The organism is Pseudomonas trivialis, assembly GCF_036864995.1.
GTDB lineage: Bacteria > Pseudomonadota > Gammaproteobacteria > Pseudomonadales > Pseudomonadaceae > Aquipseudomonas > Aquipseudomonas trivialis.
On sequence record NZ_CP142151.1, the window covers coordinates 13,659 to 29,796 of the forward strand.

Here is a 16,138-nt window from a genome sequence, read left to right on the forward strand (position 1 = left end):
TGCGATTTAAAGAGCGGGAGTATACCCGATTCGGCCGCGCCACCATCCCCTGGAGCCTTATGCCACGCTGCTTTTGGTGTTCTGAAGATCCGTTGTACATGGCTTATCACGATCAGGAGTGGGGAACGCCGCTGCGCGATGCGCAGGGCTTGTTCGAGTTGCTTTTGCTCGAAGGGTTCCAGGCGGGCCTGTCCTGGATCACTGTTCTACGCAAGCGTGAGCACTACCGAAAGGTGTTGTTCGGCTTTGACGCGCAGCGCTTGGCCCAGTTGAGCGATGCTGAAATCGACGCGCTGATGCTCGACCCGGGCATTGTGCGCAACCGTCTCAAGCTCAACGCCACCCGCCGCAATGCCGCGGCCTGGCTGGCGCTGGAAGACCCGGTGCAGTGGTTGTGGTCGTTTGTCGGCGGCGCGCCCAAGGTCAATCATTTCAAGGACCGCGGTGAGGTCCCGGCGATTACGCCGCAGGCCGAAGCCATGAGCAAAGCCTTGAAGAAAGCCGGTTTCACCTTTGTCGGCCCGACCATCTGCTACGCGTTCATGCAGGCCTCGGGAATGGTTATGGACCACACCGTGGACTGCGACCGTTACGCGGACCTGGCCAACGCCGGTTAGAATGCCGGCTTTGCGCACCACACACGATCAGGAGTGACCTGTGGAAAAGTTTAAAGGCGCCTTGCTGGTAGGCGCTCTGCGATTGTTTGCCCTGCTGCCCTGGCGCGCTGTCCAGGCCGTCGGCACGGCCATTGGCTGGATCATGTGGAAAACCCCCAACCGCTCCCGCGAGACGGTGCGGATCAACCTCGCCAAGTGCTTCCCGGCCATGGACCCCGCCGAGCGTGAGCAACTGGTGGGCCGCAGCCTCATGGACATCGGCAAGTCCCTCACCGAAAGCGCCTGCGCCTGGATCTGGCCGGCGCAGCGCTCCATCGACCTGGTGCGGGAGGTCGAGGGCCTGGAAGTGCTGCACCAGGCGCTGGCTTCGGGCAAAGGCGTGGTCGGCATTACCAGCCACCTGGGCAACTGGGAAGTGCTCAATCACTTCTATTGCAGCCAGTGCAAACCGATCATTTTCTACCGCCCGCCCAAGCTTAAGGCGGTGGATGATCTGCTGCGCAAACAGCGCGTACAGCTGGGCAACCGCGTCGCGGCGTCGACCAAGGAAGGCATTCTCAGCGTGATCAAGGAAGTGCGCAAAGGCGGCCAGGTGGGCATCCCTGCGGACCCTGAGCCGGCGGAATCGGCCGGGATTTTCGTACCGTTCTTCGCCACCCAGGCGCTGACCAGCAAGTTCGTGCCGAACATGCTGGCAGGCCACAAAGCGGTGGGCGTTTTCCTGCACGCCCTGCGCCTGCCGGATGGCTCGGGCTACAAAGTGATCCTGGAAGCGGCGCCCGAAGACATGTACAGCACCGACACCGCCACGTCCTGCGCGGCGATGAGCAAAGTGGTGGAGCGCTATGTCGGCGCCTACCCGAGCCAGTACATGTGGAGCATGAAGCGCTTCAAGAAACGCCCGCCGGGTGAAGCGCGCTGGTATTGACTCAAGGTAGGTACAAAACCAGTGTGGGAGGGGGCTTGCTCCCGATGGCGGTCTGTCAGCTACACATAGATTGGCTGACACCCCGCTATCGGGAGCAAGCCCCTCCTACATTGGGTTCAGGTTAAATCTGGCGGTCGAGTTTCTTCAGGAACACCGTCATCTCTTTTTCGGCCTGCTTGTCGCCATGGGCCTGGGCCGCTTCGATGCCCTTTTCCCACGCCAGCCGCGCTGCAGCGCTATCGCCCAAGCCTGCATGGGCCTTGCCCAACAACTTCCACGCCGCCGAATACTTTGGATCGAACTCGACGCATTTGTGCAAATGCTCCGCCGCTCTGGCGTTGTCCTTCAAGTCCAGATAACCCTTGCCCAAGCCAAAGCGCAGCAGTGAATTATCCACACCCTTGGCCAGCATTTTTTCCAGGGATTCGAGCATCGCAGCCACTCCGTTCGATCAGAAAAAACTCAAGCCCACGTGGAACAACTTCTCCACGTCACGGATATGTTTTTTATCCACAAGGAAAAGGATGACGTGGTCGCCGCTGGCAATCACCGTGTCGTCGTGGGCAATCAGCACTTCCTCGTCGCGAATGATCGCGCCAATGGTGGTGCCCGGCGGCAGGCCGATATCGCGGATGGCCTTGCCGATCACCTTGCTGGACTTCGAATCACCGTGGGCAATCGCTTCGATGGCCTCCGCCGCGCCACGGCGCAGGGAGTGCACGCTGACGATGTCGCCACGGCGCACATGGGCCAGCAAGGTGCCAATGGTTGCCAGTTGCGGGCTGATCGCAATGTCGATATCGCCGCCCTGAATCAGGTCGACATACGCCGGGTTGTTGATGATGGTCATCACCTTCTTGGCGCCCAGCCGCTTGGCCAGCAGCGAAGACATGATGTTGGCCTCGTCGTCATTGGTCAGCGCCAGGAAGATATCGGCGTCGGCGATGTTTTCTTCCATCAGCAGGTCACGGTCCGAGGCGCTGCCTTGCAGCACGACGGTGCTGTCGAGGGTGTCGGACAGATGCCGGCAGCGTGTGGGGCTCATCTCGATGATCTTGACCTGGTAGCGGCTCTCGATAGCCTCGGCCAGGCGCTCACCGATCTGCCCGCCACCGGCAATCACGATGCGCTTGTAGGTCTCATCCAGCCGCCGCATTTCGCTCATCACGGCACGAATATTCGCCTTGGCCGCGATGAAAAACACCTCGTCGTCGGCCTCGATCACCGTGTCGCCCTGAGGCAGGATCGGTCGGTCACGGCGGAAGATCGCGGCCACGCGGGTTTCCACATTGGGCATGTGCTCGCGCAACTGGCGCAGTTGTTGGCCGACCAGCGGCCCGCCGTAGTAGGCCTTCACGGCTACCAGCTGCGCCTTGCCGCCGGCGAAGTCGATCACCTGCAGGGCTCCGGGAATTTCGATCAGGCGCTTGATGTAGTGGGTGACCACCTGTTCCGGACTGATCAGCACGTCTACCGGAATCGCGTCATTGTCGAACAGGCCGGCGCGGGTCAGGTAGGCCGCTTCGCGCACGCGGGCGATCTTGGTTGGCGTGTGGAACAGGGTGTGGGCGACCTGGCAGGCGACCATATTGGTTTCGTCGCTGTTAGTCACAGCCACGAGCATGTCGGCATCGTCGGCACCGGCCTGACGCAGCACCGTCGGGAACGACGCACGCCCTTGCACCGTGCGAATGTCCAGGCGGTCGCCGAGGTTGCGCAGGCGCTCGGCATCGGTGTCGACCACGGTAATGTCGTTGGCTTCGCTGGCCAAATGTTCGGCCAGGCTGCCACCCACCTGTCCTGCCCCGAGGATGATGATTTTCATCCGGTCACTCCCTTAAAACCGTTCAGCCGCGCGCGGCGGCGATCTTGATCAGTTTGGCGTAGTAGAAGCCATCGTGTCCGCCTTCCTGCGCGAGCAGTTGACGGCCGTGGGGCTGCTTGATGCCGGCCGTGGTGGCCAGGTCCAGCTCGCGCGCACCGCTGGTGCGCGCGAGGAAGGCCTGGATGACTTCGGTGTTTTCGGTCGGCAGCGTGGAGCATGTGGCGTAGAGCAGAATGCCGCCCACTTCCAGGGTCGGCCACAGCGCGTCGAGCAATTGGCCTTGCAGCACGGCCAGGGCAGCAATGTCGTCAGCTTGTCGGGTGAGCTTGATATCCGGGTGACGGCGGATCACACCGGTGGCCGAGCATGGCGCGTCGAGCAGGATGCGCTGGAAGGGCTTGCCGTCCCACCAGGTGGCGGTGTCACGGCCATCGGCGGCGATCAGCTCGGCGCTCAGGCCCAGACGCGCGAGGTTTTCCCGCACGCGCACCAGGCGCTTGGCTTCGAGGTCCACTGCGACGACGCCGGCCAGGTCCTTTTCAACTTCCAGGATGTGACAGGTCTTGCCGCCGGGGGCGCAACAGGCGTCGAGCACGCGTTGGCCGGGGGCGAGGTCGAGCAGGTCGGCGGCCAGTTGCGCGGCTTCGTCCTGCACGCTGATCCAGCCTTCGGCGAAGCCCGGCAGGCTGCGTACATCGGCAGCCGCTTCGAGCACGATGCCATCGATGCTGTACACGCAGGCGGCGGCTGCAATGCCGGCATCGGTCAGCAACTGCAAATAGGCGTCACGGCTGTGATGGCGACGGTTAACCCGCAGGATCATCGGCGGGTGTGCATTGTTGGCGGCGCAAATGGCTTCCCAGTGCTCGGGCCAGAACGCCTTGAGGGATTTTTGCAGCCAGCGCGGGTGGGCGGTGCGCACCACCGGATCGTGCTCAAGCTCGGCCAGCAGCGTTTCGCTTTCACGCTGGGCGCGGCGCAGCACGGCGTTGAGCAGCGCCTTGGCCCATGGTTTTTTCAGCTTGTCGGCGCAACCGACGGTTTCGCCGATGGCGGCGTGGGCCGGCACACGGGTGTACAGCAGTTGATAAAGGCCCACCAACAACAACGCCTCCACGTCCGCATCGGCGGCCTTGAACGGCTTTTGCAGTAGCCTGGCCGCCAACGCCGACAAACGCGGCTGCCAGCGGGCGGTGCCAAAGGCCAGGTCCTGGGTGAAGCCGCGGTCGCGGTCTTCCACCTTGTCCAACTGGGGCGGCAGAGAACTGTTCAGCGAAGCCTTGCCGTTGAGCACAGCGGCCAGGGCCTTGGCGGCGGCCAGACGTGGGTTCATTGCGCGGCCACCCCAAGGAGGGTGCCCAGGGAAAACTTCTCACGGCGGCTGTTGAACAGATCACTGAAGTTCAGCGCCTTGCCACCGGGCAGTTGCAGACGGTTCAGGCACAGCGCCTGCTCACCGCACGCGACCACCAGACCGTCCTTGCTGGCGCCGATGATTTCACCCGGCGCGCCCTCGCCTTCGGCCAGGGTAGCGGCCAGCACTTTCAAAGCTTCGCCGTTCAATGTGCTGTGGCAGATCGGCCACGGGTTGAACGCACGCACCAGGCGCTCCAGTTCCACGGCCGGGCGGCTCCAGTCGATGCGCGCTTCGTCTTTGTTCAGCTTGTGGGCGTAGGTGGCCAGGCTGTCGTCCTGCACGTCGCCTTGCAGGGTGCCATCGGCGAGGCCGACGATAGCCTGGATCACGGCGGGCGGGCCCAGTTCGGCCAGGCGGTCGTGCAGGCTGCCACCGGTGTCTTCGCCGGTGATCGGGGTGGTGACCTTGAGCAGCATCGGGCCGGTGTCCAGGCCTGCCTCCATGCGCATCACGGTGACGCCGCTTTCGCTGTCACCGGCTTCTACCGCGCGCTGGATCGGCGCCGCACCGCGCCAGCGTGGCAGCAGCGACGCGTGGCTGTTGATGCAGCCCAGGCGTGGGATATCCAGCACTGCCTGCGGCAGGATCAGGCCGTAGGCCACGACCACCAGCAGGTCGGGCTTGAGCGCGGCCAGTTCGGCCTGGGCCTCGGCGTTGCGCAAAGTCGGCGGTTGCAGCACGGGAATGTTGTGCTCAAGTGCCAGTTGCTTGACCGGGCTCGGCATCAGTTTTTGCCCGCGACCGGCCGGGCGATCCGGCTGGGTGTACACCGCGACAATCGCGTGAGGGCTGGCAAGCAGCGCCTTCAAGTGTTCGGCGGCAAATTCGGGTGTACCGGCAAAAACAATGCGCAGTGGCTCGGTCATGGGAGGTCTCGGTTAAAAACAGTCACAAAAGAAAAAGGCTTGCCGCAGCAAGCCTTTGGAAGGAGGCATCAAGCTTGCTGGCGATGCTTTTTTCCAGCTTCTTCTTGATCCGATCACGCTTGAGCGTGGACAGATAATCGACAAACAGCTTGCCGTTGAGGTGGTCGCATTCGTGCTGGATGCACACCGCCAACAGGCCTTCGGCAATCAGCTCGAAGGGTTTGCCGTCGCGGTCCAGGGCCTTGATCTTCACGCGCAGCGGGCGCTCGACGCTCTCGTAGAACTCCGGCACCGACAGGCAGCCTTCCTGGTACTCGCCCATCTCGTCGGTCAGCGGCTCGAACTCGGGGTTGATGTACACCTTCGGTTCGCTGCGGTCTTCGGACAGGTCCATGACCACCACGCGCAGGTGAACATTGACCTGGGTCGCGGCGAGACCGATGCCCGGCGCTTCATACATTGTTTCAAACATGTCATCGACCAACTGACGAACCTTGTCGTCCACTACGGCCACCGGCTTGGCGATCGTGCGCAGGCGCGAGTCGGGAAATTCGAGGATGTTCAAAATAGCCATAAGCGTAATTGCTGCACATGTGAGGTAGAGGCAAATCGGCGGTGGGATGGACCCAGGCAGCCGGTGTGAAACGTTCGAAAGCCGCGAAGGCGCTGACGTTTCACGCGAACGCACATAATAAAGGAGATTCACCCCATGAGGAAATCGCTACTCGTCTTGCTGCTCTGGGCCCCGTTTGCCACAGCCCTGATCCCCCCGCCAGGCCCACGCCTGGATCACACCACGCAACAGGCCATCCAGCGCTTTTTGTTGCACAACCGCATTTTCGACTCACCCCAGGACCTGGACAACGCACCCTACATCATCGCGGCGGGCGCCGGCCGTGTGCTGGGCGCCAACGATGAACGCGTGCATGCCAGAGGCAACCTGGACCCCTCCCAGCCCATTTACGGAATATTCCGACGCGGCAAGGCCTACACCGATCCTCGAACCCAGGAGCTGTTGGGCGTCAACGCCGACGACATCGGCACTGCGCGGTTCATCACCGCCGGCGACCTCAGCACGCTTGCCGTTCAGCGGATCACCCAGGAGATACGTCCTGGCGACCGCCTGCTCCGCGCACCGTCACCGATTGCGCTGGAACGCCTGGACGCCGCGCAGCCTGGGCCTTTCATCGAAGGCACGATCATCGATATCCCCAAGGGCGTGACCCAGATCGGCGTACTCGACGCCGTGACCCTGAACAAGGGGCGCCGGGACGGCCTGGTCGAAGGCCAGGTGCTCAGCGTGATCAAAACCGGCGCCAGCGTGCGCGACGTTCTTACCGGCGCGTTGGTGACCCTTCCTGATGCACGCGCCGGCACCCTGCTGGTGTTTCGCACTTACGAAAAACTCAGCTACGGCCTGGTGCTCAAGGCCTCCCAACCGCTGGCCGTACAGGACCGTTTTGAGACAGCCGTCAAACACAATAAGTAGGTTGCTAAATAAGTTACCAACAGAGTTATCCACAAGTTGTTCCGGTCAAGGATGATCCTATGCTCGCGATAAACCGCAACGAAATATCCCCATCTGAACTGGAAGCAAGGCTACGCCTGCACCGGCTGCCGGAACTGGGCCCGAAGCGTTTCCACCGGCTGATCGAAGCGTTCGGCTCGGCCTCCAGCGCCATCAGTGCGCCGGCCAGTGCCTGGCGTTCACTCGGGTTGCCGGCCAGCAGCGCCGACGCTCGGCGCAGCCCTGAAATCCGTGAGGGCGCCGCTGTGGCATTGGCCTGGCTTGAGCGTGCGGGCCAGCATTTACTGATGTGGGACCAACCCGAGTACCCCGCCTTGCTTGCCGAGATCGATAGCGCACCACCGCTGTTATTCGTCGCCGGCGACCCGCTGATCCTGGAAAAACCACAACTGGCGATGGTTGGCAGCCGTCGTGCTTCGCGCCCCGGCATGGACACCGCTGCCGCGTTTTCCCGCAGCCTGGCGAGCGCCGGTTTTGTCATCACCAGCGGCCTGGCCCTGGGCATTGATGGCGCTGCGCATCAGGCCGCACTGGACGTGGGAGGCCAGACAATCGGCGTGCTCGGCACCGGCCTGGAAAATCTTTATCCACAGCGCCACCGGCGACTCGCCGCCGCGATGATTGACCAGGGCAGCGCCGTGGTTTCCGAGTTCCCGCTGGACGCTGCGCCCCAGGCCGGCAACTTCCCGCGGCGCAATCGCATCATCAGTGGCCTGTCCCTGGGGGTGCTGGTGGTGGAAGCGAGCATGGCCAGCGGTTCGCTGATCACGGCGAAACTGGCGGCCGAGCAAGGGCGCGAGGTCTATGCGATTCCAGGATCCATCCATCATCCCGGGGCCAAAGGCTGTCATCAGTTGATCCGCGATGGCGCGGTGCTGGTTGAAACCATCGAGCATATCCTCGAAGGATTGCGTGGCTGGCAGGCCTTGTCACGCCCTGCGCCGTTGCCGGTCACCCATCCGCTGGTAGCGTTGCTGCATGCCGCGCCGCACACCAGCGAGGCCTTGGCGATTGCCAGCGGACGGCCGTTATCCCAGGTACTCGCCACCCTTACGGAGCTGGAGCTCGAAGGTCAGGTGATCTGCGAAAGCGGGCGTTGGCTTGCGCGCTGCCAGGCTTTGTAGCTGGGTTTTGTAAGGAAGATCGGTAAACTGCGCAGAGCTTTTGTCTGGAGAGTGAGCAAATGGTCAACAGGTGGCGTGTGCTGGAAACCGCACGGGAAATTCGCGCAGGCGCGGTGATTGCCTATCCAACCGAAGCCGTCTGGGGCCTGGGCTGTGACCCGTGGAACGAAGAAGCGGTGGACCGCCTGCTGGCGATCAAGAACCGCTCGGTGGACAAGGGCCTGATTCTGGTGGCGGACACGATTCGCCAGTTCGACTTTCTGTTCGAAGACTTCCCGCAGGATTGGATCGACCGCATGGCCAGCACCTGGCCAGGGCCGAACACCTGGCTGGTGCCTCATCAGGATTTATTGCCGGAATGGGTGACCGGTGTGCACGACACGGTGGCGCTGCGGGTCACCGATCACCCGCTGGTGCGGGACCTGTGCTCGCTGGTGGGTCCGTTGATTTCCACCTCGGCCAACCCCCAGGGCCGCCCGGCCGCCCGCTCGCGGATTCGCGTGGAGCAGTATTTTCGTGGGCAGGTGGATCGGGTGCTGGGGGGCGCGTTGGGTGGGCGCAAGAACCCGAGCCTGATTCGCAACCTGGTCACGGGTGAGGTGGTGCGGCCTTCCTGAGACCGCGTCGCGCCTATCGCGGGCAAGCCCGCTCCCACACTTGATTGCATTCCAACTCGGTCAACAGGTGGGAGCGGGCTTGCCCGCGATGAGGCCCTCAAGGCAACAAAATAGTCGACCCTGTAGTGCGCCGCCCCGACAGCTCTGTCTGCGCCTTCGCCGCCTCCGCCAGCGAATAGCGCTGGTTGATATCAATGCGCACCTTGCCGCTCTTGATCATCGAAAACAGGTCATCGGCCATCACCTGCAAGTCCTTCGCGTTGCCGGCATAAGTCGCCAGCGTCGGCCGGGTGACATACAGCGAGCCCTTCGCCGACAGAATTCCCAGGTTCACCCCGTCCACGGCACCCGACGCATTGCCGAAGCTCACCACCAGACCCCGTGGCGCCACGCTGTCCAGAGACGTCAGCCAGGTGTCCTTGCCCACGCCGTCGTACACCACCGGCACCTTTTTGCCGTCGGTCAATTCCAGCACACGCTGTGCGACGTTTTCCTTGCTGTAATCGATGGTTGCCCAGGCGCCGAGGGATTTGGCCAGTGCAGCCTTTTCCGGCGAGCTGACGGTGCCGATCAGCTTCGCGCCCAGAGCCTTGGCCCACTGACAGGCCAGGGAGCCCACGCCACCGGCAGCTGCGTGGAACAGAATGGTGTCGCCCGCCTTCACCTCATAGGTCTGGCGCAACAGGTATTGCACGGTAAGGCCCTTGAGCATCGCGCCGGCCGCCTGTTCGAAGCTGATGTCGTCCGGCAGGTGCACCAGGTTGGCGGCCGGCAGCACATGCAGTTCGCTGTAGGCGCCGAGCGGCCCGCTGCCGTAGGCCACGCGGTCGCCCACCTTGAATTGGCTGACTTCGCTGCCCACCGCGTCGACCACGCCCGCGCCTTCTGCACCCAGTCCCGATGGCAAGGCCGGCGGTGCGTAGAGGCCGCTGCGGAAATAGGTGTCGATGAAGTTCAGGCCGATGGCCTCATTGCGCACCCGTACCTGTTGTGGGCCGGGCTCTGCGGGCGTGTAGTCCACGTACTCGAGCACGTCGGGGCCGCCATGGGCGCTGAACTGGATACGTTTGGCCATCTGCACATCTCCTCAGGTTCGAATTCGCGTAGCCTCCTATCGGACTCCTAAGCGTGACCTTCGTCAACTGCGGCGGCAGCAGGTGCAGTGTTATCCTGTGCGCCCATTTGCCGCCGACGCCCCATGGCTTCGCGCTGCTTTGCCCGATTCAAGGTGACCTCATGACTACCCGCACCGAGGCTGTCAAAGCCTATCTGCTTGATCTGCAAGACCGCATCTGCAGCGCTCTGGAAGCTTTCGAGACGGACACTCGCTTTATCGAAGACGCCTGGACCCGGCCTGCCGGCGGCGGCGGGCGCACCCGTGTGATCGAGAACGGTACGGTGATCGAAAAAGGCGGCGTCAACTTTTCCCACGTATTCGGCAGCGGTTTGCCACCCTCCGCCAGCGCACACCGTCCGGAGCTTGCCGGTCGCGGCTTCGAGGCGCTGGGGGTGTCGCTGGTGATCCACCCGCACAACCCGCATGTGCCGACGTCCCACGCCAACGTGCGCTTTTTCATCGCTGAAAAAGAAGGCGAAGAGCCGGTGTGGTGGTTCGGTGGTGGCTTCGACCTCACGCCCTACTACGGCGTTGAGGAAGACTGCATCCACTGGCACCGCGTGGCCGAAGAAGCCTGCGCGCGGTTCGGCCCGGACGTGTACCCGCGCTACAAAGCCTGGTGCGACACCTACTTCCACATCAAGCATCGCAACGAGCCGCGCGGTATCGGCGGGCTGTTCTTCGATGACTTGAACGAGTGGGATTTCGACACCTGCTTTGCGTTCATGCAGGCCATCGGCAATGCCTACATCGACGCCTACCTGCCGATCCTGCAGCGCCGCAAGGCCATGGCGTACACCGAGCAGCAGCGCCAATTCCAGGAATTCCGTCGGGGCCGCTATGTCGAGTTCAATCTGGTCTACGACCGTGGCACCCTGTTCGGCCTGCAATCGGGCGGGCGTACCGAGTCGATCCTGATGTCGCTGCCGCCGCAAGTGCGCTGGAGCTACGACTGGAAGGCCGAGGCCGGCAGTGAAGAAGCGCGCCTCACCGACTACTTCCTGCAGGACCGCGACTGGCTGGGTATTGCGCCGCCCAAGGCAGCACTGTGATGGACCGTTATGTGGTGTTCGGCAACCCCATCGGCCACAGCAAGTCGCCGTTGATTCACCGTATGTTCGCCGAGCAGACCGGCGAGCAACTGGACTACAGCACCCTGCTTGCGCCACTGGAGGATTTCGCTGGCTGTGCCCGTGAGTTTTTCCTGCAGGGGCGGGGCGCCAATGTCACCGTGCCGTTCAAGGAAGAGGCGTTCCGCCTGGCCAGCAGCCTGACCGAGCGGGCGCGGCGCGCCGGTGCGGTCAACACCCTGAGCCAACTGGGCGATGGCACCTTGCTGGGCGACAACACCGATGGCGCCGGCCTGGTGCGCGACCTCACGGTCAACGCCGGGCTGACGCTGAAAGGCAAACGCATCCTGTTGCTGGGCGCCGGTGGCGCGGTGCGTGGTGCGCTGGAGCCATTGCTGGCCGAGCGACCCGCCTCGCTGATCATCGCCAACCGCACCGTGGAGAAAGCCGAATCACTGGCCGAGTTGTTCGACGATTTGGGCCCTGTGTCGGCCAGCGGTTTCGATTGGCTGCGTGAGCCGGTGGACGTGATCATCAACGCCACCTCGGCCAGCCTGTCAGGCGATGTACCGCCGATTGCGGGCAGCCTGATCGAGCCGGGCAGGACGTTCTGCTACGACATGATGTATGCCCAGCAGCCTACTGCGTTCTGTCGCTGGGCCAGTGAACACCATGCGGCGGTCGCGATGGATGGCCTGGGCATGCTGGTTGAGCAAGCGGCCGAAGCATTCTTCCTGTGGCGCGGTGTGCGCCCTGACTCGGCGCCGGTGCTGGCTGAACTGCGCCGACAGTTGGCCTGACACCCATCCAATTATGGGAGGGGCTCAGTCTTCGAAAAGGATGGGGCAACGTTCGGCGCCTGCCAGCTTTCTCAGCTCCTCTACCACCTGGGGCCGAGCCCGGCGTAAGGTCAGGCTGCGTCCCAACCCCTGCAACCGCCGTGCTTCCTGGTGCAGCATCTCCACCCCCGAATAGTCGATGAAATTGATCTGCTGCGCCTCGATCACCACCCGCTTCCCCGCGAGTCGTTGCAGGCGCACCTGCAGGTAATGGCTGGCACCAAAGAAGATCGAGCCGCCCACCCGCAGCACATCATCTTCACCGTCGCGCCAGTGCTGGACGCTGGGTTGTGACGTGCGCTTGAGGTAGAAAAACAGCGAGGCCAGCACCCCCGCATAAATTGCCGTCTGCAACTCCAGCAGCAAAGTCGCCAGCAGTGTCAGGCTCATCACCACGAATTCCGCGCGACTGACCCGGAACAATGCGCCAATAGCGCGACGGTCCACCAGGCCCCAGCAAATCAGCAGAATGCTCGCCGCCATGCTCGGGATCGGAATCCGGGCGATCAACGCCGCCCCAAACAACGCGAACAACGCCACCCACAGCGCCGAAAATACCCCGGCCAGTGGTGAGCAGGCGCCCGCCTCAAGGTTGAGACCCGAGCGCGTGAAGGAACCGGCCGACAAATAGCCGGAAAAAAATCCGCCGACCATATTGGATAAACCCTGCGCACGAACTTCCTGGTTGGCATCGAGCAATTGCTGCGAGCGCGCCGACAAGGCGCGCGCAATCGACAGGCTGGTCACCAGCCCCAGCATGCCCACCGCCACGGCGCCGGGCAGCAGGCGCAGGATCACGTCCAGGTCCATCGGCAGCGGGCTTAACGGTGGCAGCTTGCCGATAAACCCACTCACTCGCGCTACGTGCCCGAACATCGCCGGCCACAGCCACGCGGCCAGGCTGCTCAGGGTCAGGGCGATCAACAGCGTCGGCCAGCGCGGCACCCGGTACTTGAGCAACGCGCCCAGCAGCAAGGTGCCGAGGCCCAGGATGAGCGAGGCGTGGTCCCACTCGCCGCGATGTTCGATCAACGCCAGCAGGCTGTTGAGGGCGGTGGTCTGGCTCGGCAGTTCAAGCCCCAGCAGGTTGGGCAGTTGCCCCAGTGCGATGACCACGGCGGCGCCGAGGGTGAAGCCGAGTACCACCGAGTGCGAGACGAAATTCACCAGCGCACCGAAGCGCAACAGGCCGAGCAGCCACTGGAACACGCCAGCCAGGAACGTCAGCAGCAGGATCAGGCTGATGTAGTCCCGCGAGCCCGGCACGGCCAATGGGCTGACGCTGGCGTAGAGGACGATGGAAATAGCCGCCGTAGGCCCGCAGATCAGGTGCCAGGACGAACCCCACAGGCAGGCGATCAGCACCGGGATGATTGCTGCGTACAGGCCGTATTCGGGTGGCAGGCCGGCGATCAGCGCGTAGGCAATCGACTGTGGCAGGGCAAGTACGGCGCCGCTGAGACCGACCATTGCGTCCCGTCCGACGCTCGCGCGGGTTTGATTCGCCAGCCAGGCGAGGAAGGGAAAGAGTGTGTAGCGAGTGGGCCGGGGCATCTGTAACTCGGCTTGAAAGGTTTGACTCAAGATTATCAGCACCCACATGCCCCTGTGGGAGCTGGCTCCCACAAAAGCCCATTCCCACAAAGGGGCAGCGTTGGGGCTTTAGAGCTGGGCTTTGACTGCCGCCAACGCGTCCTTGCCATCCACGGTCTTCACCCCATCAAGCCACTTGTCGAGCACCGCAGGGTTGGCCTTGATCCACGTCTTCGCGGCCTCGGCGTTGCTGACCTTGTCGTTGGCCACCTGCGCCATGATGCTGTTCTCCATGTCCTGGGTAAAACTCAGGTTGGTCAGCAGTTTCCCCACGTTCGGGCAGGCCTGCGCATAACCCTTGCGGGTCAGGGTGTACACGCTGCCAGTGTCGCCAAAGTACTTCTCGCCGCCCTTGAGGTAATGCATCTTCAACTGCACGTTCATCGGGTGCGGCGTCCAGCCAAGGAAGGTGACGAAGCGCTGCTTCTTCACCGCCCGCGACACTTCGGCGAGCATCGCCTGTTCACTCGACTCGATCAGCTTCCACTGGCCCAGGTTGAAGTCGTTCTTCTTGATGACCTCCTGCAGCGAGATATTGGCCGGCGCGCCGGAGCCGATGCCGTAAATCTTCTTGTCGAACTTGTCGGCGAATGTGTTCAGGTCGGCAAAATCATGCACCCCCGCATCCCACACATAATCCGGCACGGCCAGGGTGAACTCGGTGCCGTCGAGGTTTTTCGCCAGTTGCACCACATCGCCATTGGCCACGAACTTGTCGTAAAAGCCTTGCTGCGCCGGCATCCAGTTGCCGAGGAATACATCCACTTTGCCGTCCTTGAGCCCGCCAAAGGTAATCGGCACCGCCAGGGTGTCGACCTTGGGTTTGTAGCCCATGCCCGTCAGCAAAAAACCGGTAATGGCGTTGGTCGCGGCAATGTCGCTCCAGCCCGGATCAGCCATTTTTACCGTTTCGCAACTTGTGTCCGCGTACGCATTGGCGCTGGCCAGCGCCAGAATGCTCAATATCACCGTCAACTTTTGCATGACCTTCCCTCTGTCTGTTTATTGGTTCTGGCAGGGTTGTGGATAACGTGCCTTGCGCTCCAGGTCGTCGAGGTCGATGTGGTTGCGCATGTATTGCTGGCTGGCGTCGACCAGCGGCTGGTGGTCCCAGCTCTTGAGCTTGCCCTGGGTCAGTGCCTCGAACACCAGGCGACGACGGCGTTGGCTGGCGAGCACCTGCTGGTGGATCGCCGGGATGTCCCATTTGGCCCGCGCCTCTGTCAAAAACGCCTCGAACAGCGGCCGGTGTTCCGGTGACTGGGCAAGGTCTTCCCGCTCGTGCGGGTCGTTGTGCACATCGAACAGCAGACACGGATCGTCTTCGCTGTAGATGAATTTCCAGGCGCCCCGGCGAATCATCATCAAGGGGCTGATGGTGCCTTCGGCCATGTATTCGCCAAACACCTCGTCGTGCCCGCCCTGCCCTTGCAAGTGCGACACCAGCGAGCGGCCGTCCAGCGGCAGGCGCGGGTCGAGTGCGCCGCCGGCCAGTTCCACCAGGGTGGGCATCAGGTCGGCGGTGGACACAGCCGACTTGACGCGGCCGGCGGCGAACTGCCCTGGCGCACTCACCAGCAACGGCACGCGGGCAGCCATTTCAAACCAGTGCATTTTGTACCAGAGGCCGCGCTCGCCGAGCATGTCGCCGTGATCGCCCGAAAAGATGATGATCGTGTCGTCGGCCAGGCCGGTGTCTTCCAGGGTTTGCAGGAGCTTGCCGACGTTGCTGTCAATGTAGCTGCAGGCGCCGAAGTAGGCGCGGCGCGCATCGCGGATCTTGTCGACCGGCAGCGGCTTGTCCCACAGGTCATACACCTTGAGCAGGCGTTGGGAATGCGGGTCGAGGTCGCTCTGCGCAGGCGTCACGGGCAACGGGATGTCGCTGTCGTCGTACAGGTCCCAGAACGGCTTGGGAATGGTGTACGGGTCGTGAGGGTGGGTCATCGACACGGTGAGGCAGAACGGCCGGTCGCCGTCCTCGCGAATGTGGTCGAACAGGTACTGCTGGGCCTTGAACACCACCTCCTCGTCGAAATCCAGCTGGTTGGTGCGCACGCAGGGGCCGGCCTGCAGCACCGATGACATGTTGTGAAACCAGCTGGGGCGCACATCCGGTTCGTCCCAGTTCACCGCCCAGCCGTAGTCGGCGGGGTAGATATCGCTGGTCAGGCGCTCTTCAAAACCGTGTAACTGGTCGGGGCCGCAAAAGTGCATCTTGCCCGACAGCGCGGTGCGGTAGCCCAGGCGGCGCAGGTAGTGGGCGTAGGTCGGCACATCGGCGGGAAAATCCGCCGCGTTGTCGTAGGCGCCGATCTTGCTCGGCAACTGGCCGCTGACCAGCGTGAAGCGCGACGGTGCACACAGCGGGCTGTTGCAATAGGCGGCGTCGAACACCACGCCCTGGGCGGCAAGACGGCTCAGGTTGGGCAGCTTGATTGGAGAAGGTCCGTAGAACGGCAGCATCGGCGCGGCCATTTGATCGGCCATGATGAAAAGAATGTTCTTGCGCTTCATGATCTATCGGCATTCCATAGGCGGTGTTTATGCCAGCGAGCATGCAGCCCATGAAAAGTGGGGTAAAGCCCATGAAAAGC

The 16,138-nt window shown here is 63.0% G+C and carries 15 protein-coding genes and 1 pseudogene; 7 read left to right on the forward strand and 9 right to left on the reverse strand.

Going from position 1 to position 16,138, the window contains the following annotated elements:
* Positions 1-59 precede the first annotated feature (59 nt).
* Positions 60-617, forward strand: a complete 558-nt coding sequence (locus VRB54_RS00055) for a DNA-3-methyladenine glycosylase I (protein ID WP_338479058.1) — start codon at positions 60-62, stop codon at positions 615-617.
* Positions 618-657: 40 nt separating this feature from the next.
* Positions 658-1,545 carry a lysophospholipid acyltransferase gene (locus VRB54_RS00060; RefSeq protein WP_338479059.1) on the forward strand — a complete coding sequence of 296 codons (888 nt, stop codon included), beginning with the start codon at positions 658-660 and terminating at the stop codon, positions 1,543-1,545.
* 121 nt (positions 1,546-1,666) lie between these two features.
* Here the strand turns inward: VRB54_RS00060 and VRB54_RS00065 are convergent, their stop codons facing one another.
* The 5 genes and pseudogenes from VRB54_RS00065 to def all read right to left on the reverse strand — a co-directional run bounded on the left by VRB54_RS00065 (position 1,667) and on the right by def (position 6,227).
* On the reverse strand, positions 1,667-1,978 hold the full coding sequence (locus VRB54_RS00065; protein WP_209986705.1) for a hypothetical protein: 312 nt from the start codon (positions 1,976-1,978) through the stop codon (positions 1,667-1,669).
* Positions 1,979-1,996: 18 nt separating this feature from the next.
* Positions 1,997-3,370 carry a Trk system potassium transporter TrkA gene (gene trkA / locus VRB54_RS00070; RefSeq protein ID WP_338479060.1) on the reverse strand — a complete coding sequence of 458 codons (1,374 nt, stop codon included), beginning with the start codon at positions 3,368-3,370 and terminating at the stop codon, positions 1,997-1,999.
* Positions 3,371-3,392: 22 nt separating this feature from the next.
* The gene (gene rsmB, locus VRB54_RS00075; RefSeq protein WP_338479061.1) at positions 3,393-4,703 is read right to left on the reverse strand and encodes a 16S rRNA (cytosine(967)-C(5))-methyltransferase RsmB; all 1,311 of its coding nucleotides are present in this window, start codon (positions 4,701-4,703) and stop codon (positions 3,393-3,395) included.
* On the reverse strand, positions 4,700-5,653 hold the full coding sequence (gene fmt, locus VRB54_RS00080) for a methionyl-tRNA formyltransferase (protein WP_338479062.1): 954 nt from the start codon (positions 5,651-5,653) through the stop codon (positions 4,700-4,702). The genes rsmB and fmt overlap by 4 nt, the downstream gene beginning before the upstream one ends.
* 68 nt (positions 5,654-5,721) lie before the next feature.
* Positions 5,722-6,227 (reverse strand): annotated as a pseudogene (gene def, locus VRB54_RS00085) (peptide deformylase).
* 135 nt (positions 6,228-6,362) lie between these two features.
* On the opposite strand from def, the gene VRB54_RS00090 reads away from it, so the two are divergent.
* The 3 genes from VRB54_RS00090 to VRB54_RS00100 are packed head-to-tail and all read left to right on the forward strand — an operon-like array spanning position 6,363 to position 8,922.
* On the forward strand, positions 6,363-7,142 hold the full coding sequence (locus tag VRB54_RS00090; protein ID WP_338479063.1) for a peptidoglycan-binding protein: 780 nt from the start codon (positions 6,363-6,365) through the stop codon (positions 7,140-7,142).
* A gap of 59 nt (positions 7,143-7,201) precedes the next feature.
* The gene (gene dprA / locus VRB54_RS00095) at positions 7,202-8,305 is read left to right on the forward strand and encodes a DNA-processing protein DprA (protein ID WP_338479064.1); all 1,104 of its coding nucleotides are present in this window, start codon (positions 7,202-7,204) and stop codon (positions 8,303-8,305) included.
* Between the two features lie 59 nt (positions 8,306-8,364).
* On the forward strand, positions 8,365-8,922 hold the full coding sequence (locus tag VRB54_RS00100) for an L-threonylcarbamoyladenylate synthase (RefSeq protein WP_057006224.1): 558 nt from the start codon (positions 8,365-8,367) through the stop codon (positions 8,920-8,922).
* A 97-nt stretch (positions 8,923-9,019) separates the two neighbouring features.
* Here VRB54_RS00100 and VRB54_RS00105 read toward each other — a convergent pair whose 3' ends face one another.
* Complete coding sequence (locus VRB54_RS00105) at positions 9,020-9,997, reverse strand: NADPH:quinone reductase (protein ID WP_338479065.1); 978 nt, start codon at positions 9,995-9,997, stop codon at positions 9,020-9,022.
* Between the two features lie 161 nt (positions 9,998-10,158).
* On the opposite strand from VRB54_RS00105, the gene hemF reads away from it, so the two are divergent.
* Both hemF and aroE read left to right on the forward strand, forming a co-directional pair.
* Positions 10,159-11,091: an oxygen-dependent coproporphyrinogen oxidase gene (gene hemF / locus VRB54_RS00110; protein WP_122457146.1), complete on the forward strand. Its 933-nt coding sequence runs from the start codon at positions 10,159-10,161 to the stop codon at positions 11,089-11,091.
* Positions 11,091-11,909 (forward strand): shikimate dehydrogenase, encoded by an 819-nt coding sequence (gene aroE / locus VRB54_RS00115; protein WP_338479066.1) that lies wholly within the window; start codon positions 11,091-11,093, stop codon positions 11,907-11,909. The genes hemF and aroE overlap by 1 nt, the downstream gene beginning before the upstream one ends.
* Positions 11,910-11,933: 24 nt before the next feature.
* Here aroE and VRB54_RS00120 read toward each other — a convergent pair whose 3' ends face one another.
* The 3 genes from VRB54_RS00120 to betC all read right to left on the reverse strand — a co-directional run bounded on the left by VRB54_RS00120 (position 11,934) and on the right by betC (position 16,058).
* Positions 11,934-13,502 carry a SulP family inorganic anion transporter gene (locus VRB54_RS00120; RefSeq protein WP_338479067.1) on the reverse strand — a complete coding sequence of 523 codons (1,569 nt, stop codon included), beginning with the start codon at positions 13,500-13,502 and terminating at the stop codon, positions 11,934-11,936.
* A 108-nt stretch (positions 13,503-13,610) separates the two neighbouring features.
* Positions 13,611-14,525 (reverse strand): choline ABC transporter substrate-binding protein, encoded by a 915-nt coding sequence (gene choX, locus VRB54_RS00125; protein WP_338479068.1) that lies wholly within the window; start codon positions 14,523-14,525, stop codon positions 13,611-13,613.
* Positions 14,526-14,543: 18 nt separating this feature from the next.
* Positions 14,544-16,058, reverse strand: a complete 1,515-nt coding sequence (gene betC / locus VRB54_RS00130) for a choline-sulfatase (protein WP_338479069.1) — start codon at positions 16,056-16,058, stop codon at positions 14,544-14,546.
* Positions 16,059-16,138: the final 80 nt, after the last annotated feature.